The following is a 13338-nucleotide window of genomic DNA, read 5'->3' as shown; positions in this document are numbered from 1 at the left end:
GCATCCGGCCGGCGCCAGACAGCGCGGCGACAGCCCCGGCCGCGACTGTGACGCCCGGCCGGCACGCCGCCGGCACCAGACGAAGGAGAACCTCATGAGCATCGAGACCTACACCGTCACCGGGATGACCTGCGATCACTGCAGCAGCTCGGTCAGCGCCGAGGTCAGGGCCGTCGCCGGCGTCACCGCAGTCGACGTCGACCTGGCCACCGGCACGGTCACCGTCACCAGCGACCAGCCCGTCAGCACCGACAAGATCCGCGAGGCGGTCGAGGAGACCGGCTACACCCTCGCGTCCTGAACACCGCGCTCCGGCGGAGCCTCGGACCCCTGCTCCGCCGGAGCGCGGACATCAGCCGGCACCCACCCGCCCAGCCACGTCCGCCCAGCACATCGCACCCTCGTGCCGGATTCATCGACTCCCCCGGCCACGCAGGCCTCACCACACCCAGCCTCGCCGCGCTCGCCTGCCGGCCAGCGACGCGCTCCGGCGTCGAAGCCAGGGACGTCTTCGGAGGCGTGCTGCGGCGCGGGTTCACCACCGGGTCGAGCACGACCGCCCCGGCCGGCGTCGACGACCCCGACCCAGCCCGGGCGTGACCTCATCCCCGGCCGGGGCCGCCGCATCCGCTGACCCGCCACCCGCCACCCGCCAGCACCTGACCAAGTCCAGCCAGCGCAACACCATCCGGACAGCACCCGGACAGCGCCGCTGAGCAGCCTCACCACCGAACCACCCGCACCGCAGCGCGCCCGACCAACCCAGGAGCAGCCATGACCACCACCGCCGAGCCCACCCAAACTGCCGGGTACAGCGACGACGCGCCGACGGTCGTGCGCCACCTGGAGATCACCGGCATGACGTGCGCCAGCTGCATCGGCCGCATCGAGAAGAGCCTCAACAAGGTCGACGGCGTCGCAGTCGCTCAGGTCAACCTCGCCACCGACGTCGCCACCGTCACCTACGACCCGAACACGGTCGACCTCGACGAGCTCATCGGCGCTGTCACCGCCGCCGGGTACGGCGCCACCCCCAGGCAGGAGACGAAGGCAGTCGGGCCAGCTGCGCCCACGACGGCGACGGGCGGGGACGACACCGCCGAGCGCGACCGCGAGCTGAACCGCATCAAGCGCAAGTGGCAGATCGCGCTCGCCACCGGCCTCGGCCTCATGGGCCTGATGTACGTGCCGCTTTACCTGGACACGATTGACTGGCTGATGCCGGCGATCTTCGTCGTCGCCACCGTCATCCAGTACTGGGCCGGCAAGAGCGTCTACGCCAGCGCCTGGCAGGCCGCCAAGCACCGCAGCACCAACATGACCACACTGGTTGCGCTCGGCACCGGTGTTGCCTGGACGTACAGCACCTTCGTCACCCTGTGGCCCGCGCAAGCCGAAGAGCTCGGGCTGCCACTGCACGTCTACTACGAGACGTCGCTGATCATCGTTGCGCTCGTGCTCGCCGGGAAGTGGATGGAAGCCCGCGCGAAGAAGGCGACCGCCGCGGCCGTCACCGCCCTCGTCGGCCTTGCCCCGAAGACAGCCCGGATCGTGCGGGACGGGCTGGAAGTCGACATCCCGGTCGAGCAGGTCGCCGTCGGCGACATCGTCCGCATCCGACCTGGCGAGAAAATCCCCGTCGACGGCGTCGTCGCGACCGGCACCACCACCGTCGACGAGAGCATGCTGACCGGCGAGAGCCTCCCGGTGGACAAGGCCGAAGGCGACCAGCTCATCGGCGCGACCATCAACACCACCGGCACCGTCCTCATGCGCACCACGGCCGTCGGCGACGACACCGCCCTCGCGCAGATCGTCCGGCTCGTCGAGGACGCGCAGAGCAGCAAGGTCCCGATGCAGCGCCTGGCGGACAAGGTGTCGTCCGTGTTCGTCCCGGCCGTCATCCTGACCGCGCTGCTCACCGCACTGGCATGGGCGGTGTTCGGCCCGGACGGCGAGAGCATGACGATGGCGATCACCACCTCGATCGCCGTGCTGATCATCGCCTGCCCGTGCGCCCTCGGCCTCGCGACACCCACCGCCGTCATGGTCGGCACCGGCCGTGCGGCCGAGCTCGGCATCCTGATCAGCAACGGCGAAGCGCTCGAGCAGGCACGCCGGCTGACCGCCGTCGTCCTCGACAAGACCGGCACCATCACCCAGGGCAAGCCGGCGCTGACCGACGTCACCGTCGTCGACGGCTGGACCTCCGACGAGCTGCTGCGCCTGGTCGCAGCCGCTGAGACGGGCAGCGAGCATCCGGTCGCGCAGGCGATCGTCACCGCCGCCCGCGACCGTGGCCTCACGCTGCCGCCCGTCGACAGCTTCGACTCCATCCCAGGGCACGGCCTCCTCGCGACCGTCGACGGCCACCGGCTCCGTGTTGGCAACGCCGCCCTGATGGAGCGCGCCAGCGTCGACGTCAGCCACTTGGGGGCGGCCGCGCTCGCGCGGGCCGAGCAGGGCGGCACCCCGATGTACGTCGCCGTCGACGAGCGCGCCGCCGGTCTGGTCACCGTCGCCGACACCATCAAGGCCGAGAGCCCCGAGGCGATCGCGCAGCTCATGGCCCTCGGTCTGCAGGTGTGGATGATCACCGGCGACAACGCCGCTACCGCCCACGCCGTCGCCCGTCAGGTCGGCATCGACAACGTCCTCGCCGACGTGCTTCCTGCCGACAAGGCCGCCAAGGTCGCCGACCTGCAGGCGCAGGGCCACGTCGTCGCCATGTCCGGCGACGGCGTCAACGACGCCGCCGCGCTCGCCCAGGCCGACCTCGGCATCGCCGTCGGCACCGGCGCCGACGTCGCCATCGCCGCCTCGGACATCACTCTCGTCGGCGGCGACCTGCGCAGCATCGTCTCGGCGATCGCCCTGTCCCGCCGGACAGTCAGCGTCATGCGGCAGGGGCTGGCGTTCGCTTTCGCCTACAACGTGCTGCTCATCCCGGTCGCCGCCGGCGCCCTGTACTGGTTCGACGAGCTGCTGCTCGACCCGGTGCTCGCGTCCGCGGCGATGGCGATGAGCTCGGTCAGCGTGCTCACCAACGCGCTGCGGCTGCGGCGGTTCCGCCGGCCGGAGACGGTGCACGAGATCGAGCACCCGCCGGTGCGGCAGCGGATCGGGCAGTACGCCTACCTGACCGGCATCGCCGTCGTCGCCGTCGCGATCGGCACTGCCCTGACCGCCGTCTCCCGGATGGAGTTCGCTGAGCGCGGCATGAACGGCACGCTCGCCTGGATGCAGATCACCGGCATGCCGATGCGGCCGGCGATGAGCGTCATGATGACCGCCGAGGTCGACCCGGCCAGCGCCGAGAACGCCGGCATGGACGTGCACCTCGACGTGCCCGACAGCACACGTCCCGGCGTGCCGTCCCGGGTCACGGCCACGGTCGTCGACGCCGAGACCGGCGAGCCGATCGAGGACATCACCCGCAGCCACGAGGCGTGGATGCACCTCATCGCCACCCGCGACGACCTCGGCACGTTCGCCCACGTGCACCCGGAGCCGACCGGCAAGGCGGGCGAGCTCGCCCTCGACATCACCTTCCCGACCGCCGGCCGGTACATAGTCAACACCGAATTCCGGCAGCAGGGCCAGATGAGCGATGTCCACCAGCGCCAGTACGTCACCGTCACCGGCGACGCCCCGGCGCCGGTCGTCCTCACCGAGAGCCCACGGGAGGTCGTCGTCGACGGCGTCCGCGTCGAGCTCGGCGGTGACGCCGTCGTCGGTGGGCCCAGCGACCTGCACTTCGAGTTCACCGACGCGACCAGCGGCGAGCCGATCGACAACCTGCAGCCGTTCCTCGCGGCTGCCGGACACGTCGTCGTCATGCGGGCCGACGGAACGACCTTCGCCCACGAGCACGCCGAGGTCGAGGACGGCGGCGGTCGGCCCGTGTTCGCGATGCCGGGCACCACGTTCGGGCCGGAGCTGAAGGTGCACGCGCAGTTCGACACCGTCGGCACCTACCAGCTGTGGGGCCAGTTCCGCACCGCGGACGGCGACGTGCTCACGGTGCCGTTCACCGTCGACGCCCGCTGACCCACCGCACAAGCTCCCGGCGGCCGGCCGCATCCGCACCGGCCGGCCGGCCGCCGGGCCACCACCCACCCGTCACCGCTGCCCTCTGGGGATCGCCATGCCCGAGTACGACGTCATCGTCATCGGCGCCGGCCAGGCCGGACTGGCCGCCGGTCACGCCCTCCGCACCACCGGCCTCAGCTTCACGCTGCTCGAGGCCGACGAGCAGCCCCGTGGGTCGTGGGCGCCTCCTACGACTCGCTCACCCTGTTCCCCCCGGCCAGGTACTGCGCCCTGCCCGGTCTGCCGTTCCCCGGCGACCCGGCGCGGTATCCGCACCGCGACGAGGCCGCCGCCTACCTGCGGCAGTACGCCGACCACTTCGCACTTCCGGTCCTCACCGGCTCCTGAGTCGCAGCAGTCCGCCGGCACGCCGATGGTCTCGTCGTTGAGCTGACCGGCGGCGAGCAGCTGACCGCCTGAGCGGTCATCGCCGCGACCGGGCCGTTCGGCGCCCCGCAGGCCCCCGACCTGCCCGGCATGGGGATTTACAACGGCGAGCTGCTGCACACAGCCGTGTACCAACGGCCCGAGACATACACCGGACAGCGCGTGGTCGTCGTCGGCGCGGCAACTCCGCCATCCAGATCGCCGTCGAACTCGCCCAGGTGGCTGAGGTGTCGCTCGCGACCCGGTCGCCGCTCAAGACCCGACGTCAGCGGACCAGCTCGGCCACGCCAATATCTCCATGACCAGCGACGCGTACTTCGGGCGCAAAGTGCTGGCCACCGGCGCAGCCGCCATGCTGGAGATCATCGGCACTTGAGGTGCCGTACCGCGCAGTGCCGGGCCGGTATCGCTGGACGTTCGAACAAGCATGCTCATACCACTGTGCCTGCAGCCGTCCCTGTAGCGCGAAGCCCAGGACCTCATACCCGGGAATCACAATGGTGCGCCGCTGGGCTGCTCACTCATTGCCCCGCGCTACAGCCGTTCGACGAGTTCGTACACCTGACCGTCGGGGGCCGTGAAGTGGACGTAACGCTCGCGCTCGTTGCTCGACACATGTGCGTCTACGGTGACTCCCGCCGACGTGAGCTCCGCTACCGCCTGATCAAGATCGTCGACCAGGAAGCCCAGGCTCCTGTCGATGGCGCCCATGCCCTGCGGTGACGCCACTGCGAAAGACGACCCGTCCGGCAGATCGAAAAGGTCTGCCTCGACTCCCTCGACCGAGGCGGGCACCATCCCGAGGACCTCCTGCAGGAACTGCCGCATCTCCGGGCGTGCACTCGTCGCCGTCCCAGCGAAGACGATTCCCTTGACGATCAACGCTCCCCCGTCGTTAGCTGCTCTGCTGACCGTAGTGGCCTGATGCACTGCACGAGAAGCAGCCGGTCGGGGGTCGGGGTCGCCTGCGTCGGCCCTCTCTCGCGTCAGCCGGCTCCGCCGACGAGCAGGCGGACGCGCAGCCTCGAACTCCTCTTGCCGATCGCCCAGGCCCACCAGAGCCCGCTGGACGAACGATTCGGCACCGGCATCCCCAGCCGACAGCGTCCCCTGCGTTGCCGCCGCTTCAGACGACGATGACGACCTTGCCGCGTGCGCGGCCAGCTCGCAGGTGACGGATCGCCTCCGGCACCTCGTCGAGGGTGAACCTCCGGTCTACGACCGGTACCACGCGGCCGTCTGCGAGCATCACCGCGAGGAGTTCGAGGTCGGTGCGGCGCGGGCTGGAGAAGACGACGCCGAGTCTCTGACGGACGAACGGGGACAGCGCGATCGCCTGCAGCTGCCGGGACAGGCCCAGCACCTGACCGCCCCCTTCTCCCCCGACGATCACGATGGTCCCCGTGGAGGTGAGGGCAGCGCGCAGCTGGCCGACGCTCCGGTCCCCTCCGGTGTCGATGACGACGTCGTAGCGGCAGGGCCGATCGGCGATGTCCTCGCGGGTGTAGTCGATGACGTCGTGGGCACCGATGGACCGGACCAGATCGACCTTGGAGGTGCTGCACACACCGGTCACCGTGGCCCCGGACGCTGTCGCGAGCTGGACCGCGAACGTGCCCACCCCGCCTCCGGCGCCGATGACGAGCACCCGCTGGCCGGCCTAAACGCGGCCGGCATCGCGGAGCGCCTGCAGGGCCGCCGTCGCGGACGACGGGGTGGCGGCGGCTTCCTCGAAGGTCACGTCCGGCGGCTTGGCGACCAAACCGCTCTCAGGGGCGGTGGCGTACTCCGCGTACCCCCCGGTGCCTGTGCCGAATACAGGGTCCCCGATCTGGAAGCGCGTCACGTTCCGACCGACGGCCGCCACGGTTCCGGAGACGTCGAGCCCGGGCACGGGGTTCTTCGGTGCGCGCAGGCCGAACCCTGCTGCCCGGATCCCGTAGGGCAGGCCGGTGACGGTGTGCCACACACCCTGGTCGAGTCCTGCGGCGCGGACCCGGACCAGTACGTCCCCCTCCCCGACGGCGGGACGGTCGACGGTCTCGACGGCCAAGAGGTCTGGTGAGCCGTACGAGCGGCCCACGACGGCCCGCATGGTCGCGGCTGGAGGTGCGGGGTTGCTGCTCGAGCTCTGAGTGCTGAGCGGGGTGGTGCGCATGGGAGACCTCTTCACGTGTGGCTGGGACAGCGTGCGGGACGGCGGGTTGGACGGGTTGCGGCTCATGCGTCGACCAGGGCGCGGTCGGCCGGCAGCCGGTTCAGGACCCCCTTGGCGAGCAGGAACACGAGCAGCGAGACCTCGGCGAGGATGAACAGGCCCACGAGTGCGGGGTTGACGGCGTCGGCGGCGGCAGGTGCGAGGAACTGCAGCAGGACGTCGACGAGATAAGACGTGGACGCCGCGACGAGGAGGGCGGCGATGACGCGCGGGAACATCCCCGAGCGCCAGGCGAGCAGGCCGAGGGGGAAGAGCCACAGGCCGAAGAAGATCTGGGCGATGAGGTAGCCGTGGTGCTGCAGGTCCAGCAGGAGCATCACCAGCGCGTCGGCGCCCTCGACGCCGAAAGCCGCGGCGTAGGACGGATCGGTCGCGACGAGCAGCGCACCCAGCTGGTTCACCATGTTGAGCGTGGTGATGGCCACGGCGATCACGACGAAGAGGACCATCGCCCGCGCCAGCCGGGTGTCGACGTGGTGCAGGAGCCGGTGGAGCGTCAGCACGACGAAGACGAGGAACGTCGCCTGCACCAGGTCGGCGACGAGGCTGTACCTGACGAGATCGGCGCTCTCCAGCACTCTGGCGGCCGTGGTCATCGCATCCCCGGGCACGTAGACCTGGCCGCGGACGATGTGCGCGAAGGCGCCGAGCACGGCGACGACGAGGTAGTACAGACCTGCCGTGCGGGCGAGCCGCTGGGTGGGCTTCATGACGTGCTCCTGTGGTCGGTGGGGCCGTGCTGTCCTCCGACCGTGGCAGCCACCGGTTGAGCCCGGGTCGTGCCGTGGTTGAGCGCGGCGAGCACCGACAGGAACCGTGCGAAGATCGGTCCGACCAGGAGGGACCTGCCGTGGTTCGGATCCGGCTCTTCGGTGAGGTCGGCGCCACCGACGACCGTGGTCGGCCGCTCGATCTGGGTCCCGCGAAGTGTCTGGCGGTCCTGGCGGTCCTCGCCCTGGCGCCTCGGTCGGCGATCCCGGTGTCCCGGATTGCCGAGGCTGTCTGGGGTGAGGCCCCGCCGCGGACCGCTGAGAAGACCCTGCAGTCGTACGTCACGCGGCTGCGCAAGGCCCTCGGCAACGACTCGATCGTCCGCGCCGGTGCGGCCTACCGCCTGGACCTGCCCGGCGAGGCGGTCGACGTGGTGCGCTTCCGCAAGCACCTGGACGCCGGGGACGTCGAGGCGGCGTTGGCGGAGTGGACCGGGACGCCGCTCGCCGGCCTGGACGTCCCCGGCCTCACCGCCACGGTCGACGGTCTGGTCGAGCAGCGACTCGGGGCAGTGGAAACGGCGCTCGGGCGTCAGGTGGACGACGATGCCGCCGCCGCGATCGGCGCGCTGACGGAGCTGACGGCGGACCACCCGTTCCGCGAGGGCTTCTGGGCGCTCCTGATGACCGCGCTCTACCGACTGGGCAGGCAGGCGGACGCCCTGGCCGCGTTCCAGCGGGTCCGGAGCCACCTCATCGACGAGCTCGGCGTCGAGCCCGGCCTGCGGCTGTGTGAGCTCGAGACCCGCATCCTCGACCAGAGCCCGTCCCTCGGCGATGTGCAGAGATCGCCCTCAGAGCGGGACGACACCACGCGCCGCGGGAACTTGCCGGTGCGGCTCGACCGCCTGATCGGCCGCGCGTCCCTCGTGCAAACCCTCGCGGCCGCGTTGTCGACCTCGGCGGTCGTGACGCTCGTCGGATCCGGGGGAATCGGCAAGACCCGCCTGGGCCTGGCCGGGGCGCAGGCCTGGGGAGACGGCTCGGGTGAGGCCTGGTTCGTCGAGCTGGCAGGCCTCGCCTCCTCCGCGGACGTGCCGCATGCCGTCGCCGAGGTCATCGGGGTCGCCGAGGGCCCAGGCAGGACGACGACGCAGGCCGTCGTCGCGGCACTGCGTCCCCGACGGGCACTGGTGGTGCTCGACAACTGCGAGCACCTGCTCGACGGCGCGGCCGCGATGGCCACGGCGCTCGCCGAGGGCTGTCCCGACCTCCGCGTCCTCGCCACCTCGCGCGAGAGGCTCGGGGCACGCGGTGAACAGCTGCTGGCGGTGCCCCCGCTGGACACCGCCGGACCGGCCGCCGAGCTGTTCACGGAGCGGGGCCGCGCCGCGTCCCGAACGGTCGACGCCGAAGCCCACCGCGCCGAGATCATCGACATCTGCCGCGCCCTCGACGGGGTGCCGCTCGCGATCGAACTCGCGGCCGCCCGCACCACGACGCTCACCGTCCCGGAGATCGTCGAACGATTGGACGACCGGCTCCGGCTCCTGACGCGGGGCCCACGGACGAACGCGGACCGGCACCGGACCCTGCGCGCGACCATTCAGTGGTCGGTCGACCTCCTCACCCCGGAACTCCGCACGTTCTTCGCCCGGCTCTCCGTCTTCGCCGGCGGGTTCGACCTCCCGGCGGTCCACCGAGTCTGTGCCGAACCAGGCCTCGACGAGGCGCAGGTCGAGGACCTGCTGGAGGACCTCGTCGACCAGTCGATGCTCGGCGTCGAGCCAGGTCCGACCGGGCGTCGCTTCCGGCTGCTCGAGACCCTGCGGGAGTTCGGAGCGGCCGACCTCGCCGCCGCCGGCGCGACGGATCAGGTCGCGCGACGCCACGCCGAGTGGTGCATGGAGGAGGTCGCCCACATCCATCACCGGCTGGTCGGCCGAGCCGAGGTGGAGGGAGTGGCGCAGCTCGGTGCCCTGTGGCCCAACCTGCGGGCGGCCGTCGACCGCGCCTGCCGGATCGGGGACCATCTCCTCGCGGATGCGCTAGTCCGGCCACTCGCCGCCGAGGTGACGCTGCGCCGTCAAGGGGAGATCGGCGAATGGGCCGAACGGATCCTCACCGTCGTCCCGGCCGACGACGTGGACCGGGTCGTGTTCTGGCTGACCTGGGCCGCGCACCGCTACATGCACAGCGGTGACCGGCAAGGCTACGAGCTGGTCGTCGACCGCCACGGCCACCGCGACCACCCGCTGATCGCGTACACACGCGCCTACCTGTACGAGGACAGCACCGCACTGAGCAGCGTCTCACCCGCGGCGGTCGCAGAGCTGAGACGGATGGGCGAGCCGCACCTCGCATCGCTCGTCGAGCTGGCCGGGGTGGCGTCCGGGTTGATGGCCACCGGACAGCTGGCCGCCTTCGACACGTTCGTGGCGCCCCTCGCGGCCCGGTACCGAGCGGACGGCCCACCGGCGATGCTCCACCTCACGCTCCTGGGCCTGGGGTACTCAGCCCTCTTTCAAGGCAGGACGCAGGACGCGGACGACCTCTTCGATCAGATGTCCCACATCGATGTGCCTGAGCGGACCTTCTCGGTGAACCGGCCCGTCGAGGCGCGTGCGGCGTTCCGATGCGGCAACCGGTCGCGCGCCTACGCCATCCTGCGAGACCACGCCGATGACCTGCTCGAGACCGATGTCATGGACACCGCCCGACTCGCAGCCCTGGAGTTCGTCACGATGCTGTCGGCGCTGGGCCGTGCAGGTGACGCGAGGCCGGTCCAGCGCTATCTCGAAACGACCGGTGGCTTCGGTGAACTGGCCGCCCTCGCCGTCGCGGCCGATGGTGACCCGCTCATGACGGCTCCAGCCCGCGAGGCGATCGCGCCGCCGGAGAGCGCGGACACCGGCGCGCGCGGCGCGCTCGAGCACATGCGTGGAGTCCTCACGTCCCTGCTAGCCGGCTGACCGATGAGTCGCGGCGCGAAGTGGCGTGGATGGCAGCATGGACCGTCGTGGCATGATGGTGGCATGAGTAGAACACGGCTCAGCACCACCGTCGACGAGGATCTCCTCCAGGCCGCTCGACGTGTGCGATCCGGTAACACCGACGCCGCCATGATTGATGAAGCGCTCCGCGCGCTGCTGGCGCGCCACCGTTCGGCCGAAGTCGAGGCGAGCTACACCGCGTACGACGAGCACCCGCTCGACGAACCGGACGAATGGGGAGACCTGGCGTCGTTTCGCGAAGCCGCCGGACGGTCGTGATGGCGATGCCCGCGCGCGGTGAGGTCTGGTGGTGCGAGATGGCCGAGATCGGGCGCCGCCCGGTCGTCGTCCTCTCCCGCGACGCAGTGATCCCCCGACATCGGCGCGCACTCGTCGCACCATGCACCACCACGATCCGCGGCCTCGTCAGCGAAGTCGGCCTCGAGCCCGGCGAGGACCCGGTACCCCGCTGCTGCGTGGTCAACATGGACTCGGTCGAGAGCGTCTCTGTCGCGATCCTCGTCGAGCGGCTCGGACGGTTGGCCGACACGCGCATGCGTCAGATCTGCGAAGCCCTCGCCGTCGCGGTCGACTGCGCGGACTGACGCAGTTTCGGTGGAGGAACACCCACCGGAACATCGCAGGACGGAGCACGTGCCCTCTGGCTCCCGTCCCACAAGACCTGTCCGGTGAGCCGTCCCGCACCGGGAGGACAACCGGGACTCCCCCTTCTCGGCCAGCGGGATTGCCATGTCGCGGACCGTGGAGCCGGCGACGGCACAGAGCAGCTCGTCCATCGAATCGCGGCGGTAAGGCACGTGAAAGGCACGACGGTCACATGACACGTCCTTGACCAGGGCATTTGCGGCTGGAGCAACCAAGCCTTCCCAGCTGGCCATGCCGGTTCGATCCCGGTCACCCGCTCCACGCATAACCGCAGGCTGACCGGCTTGTCAGGTTCTCTGGAGGAGTACCGGAGAACGCCCTGGAACGGCGCTTTCTCCGTGCCTGAGACCCCTCGTTCTCCCTACGCGGGCCAGCGGGTTGCGCCCGTAGATGCATCGCCGCGCGCCCGGAGCCCTCTCGCCGGGCGACCGCTGGATCGAAGGCTCGCTCGCGCCGCAGTTGATCTCACCAGCCGCGAAGGAGGTCCCCCCGACCGGCCGCGCCGATCGAGGGGGTCGGACCCGCGCGACCCGCGCAGCCAAGTGGGGCGGCGTCCCTAGAGCGACGGGTCACCCTCCGGCACCTCGGTCGCGACCACCTCGGCCACCTTCGCGTCGTCGCCGGACAGCCCGTCGGCCTCCTCGTGCTTGTCATGGAAGGCCAGCCACTGCATCCCGAGAGCCTCGCGCTGCTCCTCGTCGACCGCCTCCTTGAAGGGAGGGAAGAAGTCCGTCTCCTCCTCGGCCATGTGGTCGGCGTTGACCTGTCGCGCGTTGCGCACCGCCTCCCACCAACCGTCGCTGCCGACCTGCTGCTCCCCGACGGCGGCCGCGGCGTGCCGGATCTCGTTGTGGTCGTGCACGCCCTCCGCCGTCTCCTGCTCGCCGTCCGCCTCCTGGGCGAGCAGCGGGTAGAACAGCTGCTCCTCGGCTACGGCGTGCACCTCGAGCTTGGCGTGCAGCCCCTCCCAGGCCGCGGCGAGCTCCTCGCCGGGCAGGTCATCGAGCGCGGTGAACTCCCGCCGGAAGACTTCGTGCTCGGCCAGGACGAGGGCAGTGATCTCGAAGTCGGACATGGCGGACCTCTTACCCGCAGCTACTGCAGGCACGCTGTGCGCGAGCAGTAGGACCGCCGGGGCCGACATCTGGTCGGCGGGATGTGTGGTGGCGTGACCAAGCGACAGGTGATCGAAGTGATCACGTGGCAGTCCGAGACCGGGGCGCCGTGGCGTGACTTCTCCGAATCGCCGGCCGCCATGGGGGGAGACATTCCCCGCCGTGGGCCGGTGCACGGGTGAGCCCTCAGGTCAGACCGTCATAGAAGTTGTCTCCCGGTCGTTTCTCCAGCTCGCCGGGCATGGTCTCCGGGCTCCTGACCGCGATCCGACCGACGCTCAGGCCGCAGCGGCCCGCTCCAGGGCACGACGGGTGAGCAGCCGGGCCAGGTGCCGGCGGTAGTCGGCGTCGGCGTGCATGTCGGCTCCGGGCGAGGTGCCCTGGTCGGCGAGCTCGGCCGCCTCGGCTATCGAGGCGCCGCGGGCCAGCGCCTCCTCGGTCGCCGTCGCGCGGAGCACCGTGCCGGCCATGTTGGCCAGCGCGACCCGTCCCTCGACGGCGGCCGCGGCCACGATCGGCCAGTCGTTCTCCCGCCGGGTGAACTTCTCGTAGCCCCATCCGGCGGAGCCGGTGCGCGGCACCCGCAGCTCGACGACCATCTCGTCGGGCGACATCGCCGTCTCGAAGAAGCCGGTCCAGAAGTCGGTCACCGGTACCTCGCGGCGTCCACCGGGCCCCTGCAGGACCACGGTGCCACCGAGGGCGAGCAAGGCGGTGGGCAGGTCGGACGCCGGGTCGCTGTGCGCCGTGGTGCCGCCGATCGTGCCGCGGTGCCGGACCTGCGGATCGCCCACCCGGCTGGCCACGCGCGGCAGGAGCGGCACCTCGGCACGGGCGACGTCGTCCCGTTCCAGCTCGTGGTGGCGAGTGCAGGCACCGATCGCCACCTCGTCGCCCTCGACCCGCACGTAGGACAGGTCGGCGATCCCGCCGATGTCGATCAGCACGCTCGGGACGGCGAGCCGCAGCTTCATGATCGGCAGCAACGAGTGGCCACCGGCGAGCAGCTTGGCGTCCTCACCGTGCTCGGCCAGGGCCGCCAGCGCCTCGTCGACCGAGCGGACCTTCACGTAGTCGAACGGGGAGGTGATCACTCCTCCACCTCCCTGCTGCTCGGCGGGCCCGGAACCCGGGATGCAACGCTCGTCGACGACCTG

General features: G+C 71.0%; 12 protein-coding genes and 1 pseudogene. 7 read left to right on the top strand and 6 right to left on the bottom strand.

Annotated features, from left to right (window positions below):
• The first annotated feature begins 94 nt into the window (after positions 1 to 94).
• The 4 genes and pseudogenes from BLASA_RS06250 (at position 95) to BLASA_RS25815 (ending at position 4440) form a co-directional block, all read left to right on the top strand.
• Positions 95 to 301, top strand: coding sequence for a heavy-metal-associated domain-containing protein (locus BLASA_RS06250; protein ID WP_014375202.1), 207 nt, complete (start codon positions 95 to 97; stop codon positions 299 to 301).
• A gap of 473 nt (positions 302 to 774) precedes the next feature.
• Complete coding sequence (locus tag BLASA_RS06245) at positions 775 to 4050, top strand: heavy metal translocating P-type ATPase (protein WP_014375201.1); 3276 nt, start codon at positions 775 to 777, stop codon at positions 4048 to 4050.
• 97 nt (positions 4051 to 4147) lie between these two features.
• Positions 4148 to 4255 (top strand): annotated as a pseudogene (locus BLASA_RS26520) (FAD-binding protein); the annotation flags it as partial.
• A gap of 14 nt (positions 4256 to 4269) precedes the next feature.
• Positions 4270 to 4440: a putative flavin-binding monooxygenase involved in arsenic resistance gene (locus BLASA_RS25815; protein WP_014375200.1), complete on the top strand. Its 171-nt coding sequence runs from the start codon at positions 4270 to 4272 to the stop codon at positions 4438 to 4440.
• A gap of 573 nt (positions 4441 to 5013) precedes the next feature.
• On the opposite strand, the gene BLASA_RS06235 is transcribed toward BLASA_RS25815, so the two are convergent.
• From BLASA_RS06235 to BLASA_RS06225, 4 genes are all read right to left on the bottom strand, one after another.
• Positions 5014 to 5307: a VOC family protein gene (locus tag BLASA_RS06235; RefSeq protein WP_197536268.1), complete on the bottom strand. Its 294-nt coding sequence runs from the start codon at positions 5305 to 5307 to the stop codon at positions 5014 to 5016.
• 298 nt (positions 5308 to 5605) lie between these two features.
• Positions 5606 to 6100: a zinc-binding dehydrogenase gene (locus BLASA_RS25810; RefSeq protein ID WP_269446691.1), complete on the bottom strand. Its 495-nt coding sequence runs from the start codon at positions 6098 to 6100 to the stop codon at positions 5606 to 5608.
• A 39-nt stretch (positions 6101 to 6139) separates the two neighbouring features.
• Positions 6140 to 6637, bottom strand: coding sequence for an alcohol dehydrogenase catalytic domain-containing protein (locus BLASA_RS25805; RefSeq protein WP_014375196.1), 498 nt, complete (start codon positions 6635 to 6637; stop codon positions 6140 to 6142).
• A gap of 62 nt (positions 6638 to 6699) precedes the next feature.
• Entirely contained in the window at positions 6700 to 7407 is a 708-nt protein-coding gene (locus BLASA_RS06225; RefSeq protein ID WP_014375195.1) for a DUF4386 domain-containing protein, read from the bottom strand.
• A gap of 140 nt (positions 7408 to 7547) precedes the next feature.
• On the opposite strand from BLASA_RS06225, the gene BLASA_RS06220 reads away from it, so the two are divergent.
• The 3 genes from BLASA_RS06220 (at position 7548) to BLASA_RS06210 (ending at position 11005) form a co-directional block, all read left to right on the top strand.
• A complete protein-coding gene (locus tag BLASA_RS06220) occupies positions 7548 to 10379 on the top strand; it encodes a BTAD domain-containing putative transcriptional regulator (protein ID WP_041775640.1) in 2832 nt (943 codons plus the stop codon).
• Positions 10380 to 10442: 63 nt separating this feature from the next.
• The gene (locus BLASA_RS06215) at positions 10443 to 10679 is read left to right on the top strand and encodes a type II toxin-antitoxin system VapB family antitoxin (RefSeq protein ID WP_014375193.1); all 237 of its coding nucleotides are present in this window, start codon (positions 10443 to 10445) and stop codon (positions 10677 to 10679) included.
• Positions 10679 to 11005, top strand: coding sequence for a type II toxin-antitoxin system PemK/MazF family toxin (locus BLASA_RS06210; RefSeq protein ID WP_041775639.1), 327 nt, complete (start codon positions 10679 to 10681; stop codon positions 11003 to 11005). Before BLASA_RS06215 ends, BLASA_RS06210 begins: the two co-directional genes overlap by 1 nt.
• Positions 11006 to 11622: 617 nt before the next feature.
• Here BLASA_RS06210 and BLASA_RS06205 read toward each other — a convergent pair.
• The gene (locus tag BLASA_RS06205) at positions 11623 to 12141 is read right to left on the bottom strand and encodes a hemerythrin domain-containing protein (protein WP_014375191.1); all 519 of its coding nucleotides are present in this window, start codon (positions 12139 to 12141) and stop codon (positions 11623 to 11625) included.
• Positions 12142 to 12459: 318 nt separating this feature from the next.
• Positions 12460 to 13275 (bottom strand): FAD binding domain-containing protein, encoded by an 816-nt coding sequence (locus BLASA_RS06200; RefSeq protein WP_014375190.1) that lies wholly within the window; start codon positions 13273 to 13275, stop codon positions 12460 to 12462.
• Positions 13276 to 13338: the final 63 nt, after the last annotated feature.

Source organism: Blastococcus saxobsidens DD2 (genome assembly GCF_000284015.1).
GTDB lineage: Bacteria > Actinomycetota > Actinomycetes > Mycobacteriales > Geodermatophilaceae > Blastococcus > Blastococcus saxobsidens_A.
The sequence above is the reverse complement of the archived record's forward strand: the minus strand, read 5'-3'. Positions and strand labels throughout refer to the sequence as shown.

Excerpts from the sequence above, each read along its gene's own strand:
- BLASA_RS06250 (WP_014375202.1), top strand. The coding sequence starts at position 95 with ATGAGCATCGAGACCTACACCGTCACCGGGATGACCTGCGATCACTGC.
- BLASA_RS06245 (WP_014375201.1), top strand. The coding sequence starts at position 775 with ATGACCACCACCGCCGAGCCCACCCAAACTGCCGGGTACAGCGACGAC.
- BLASA_RS06235 (WP_197536268.1), bottom strand. The coding sequence starts at position 5,307 with ATGCGGCAGTTCCTGCAGGAGGTCCTCGGGATGGTGCCCGCCTCGGTC.
- BLASA_RS25805 (WP_014375196.1), bottom strand. The coding sequence starts at position 6,637 with ATGCGCACCACCCCGCTCAGCACTCAGAGCTCGAGCAGCAACCCCGCA.
- BLASA_RS06225 (WP_014375195.1), bottom strand. The coding sequence starts at position 7,407 with ATGAAGCCCACCCAGCGGCTCGCCCGCACGGCAGGTCTGTACTACCTC.
- BLASA_RS06215 (WP_014375193.1), top strand. The coding sequence starts at position 10,443 with ATGAGTAGAACACGGCTCAGCACCACCGTCGACGAGGATCTCCTCCAG.
- BLASA_RS06210 (WP_041775639.1), top strand. The coding sequence starts at position 10,679 with ATGGCGATGCCCGCGCGCGGTGAGGTCTGGTGGTGCGAGATGGCCGAG.
- BLASA_RS06205 (WP_014375191.1), bottom strand. The coding sequence starts at position 12,141 with ATGTCCGACTTCGAGATCACTGCCCTCGTCCTGGCCGAGCACGAAGTC.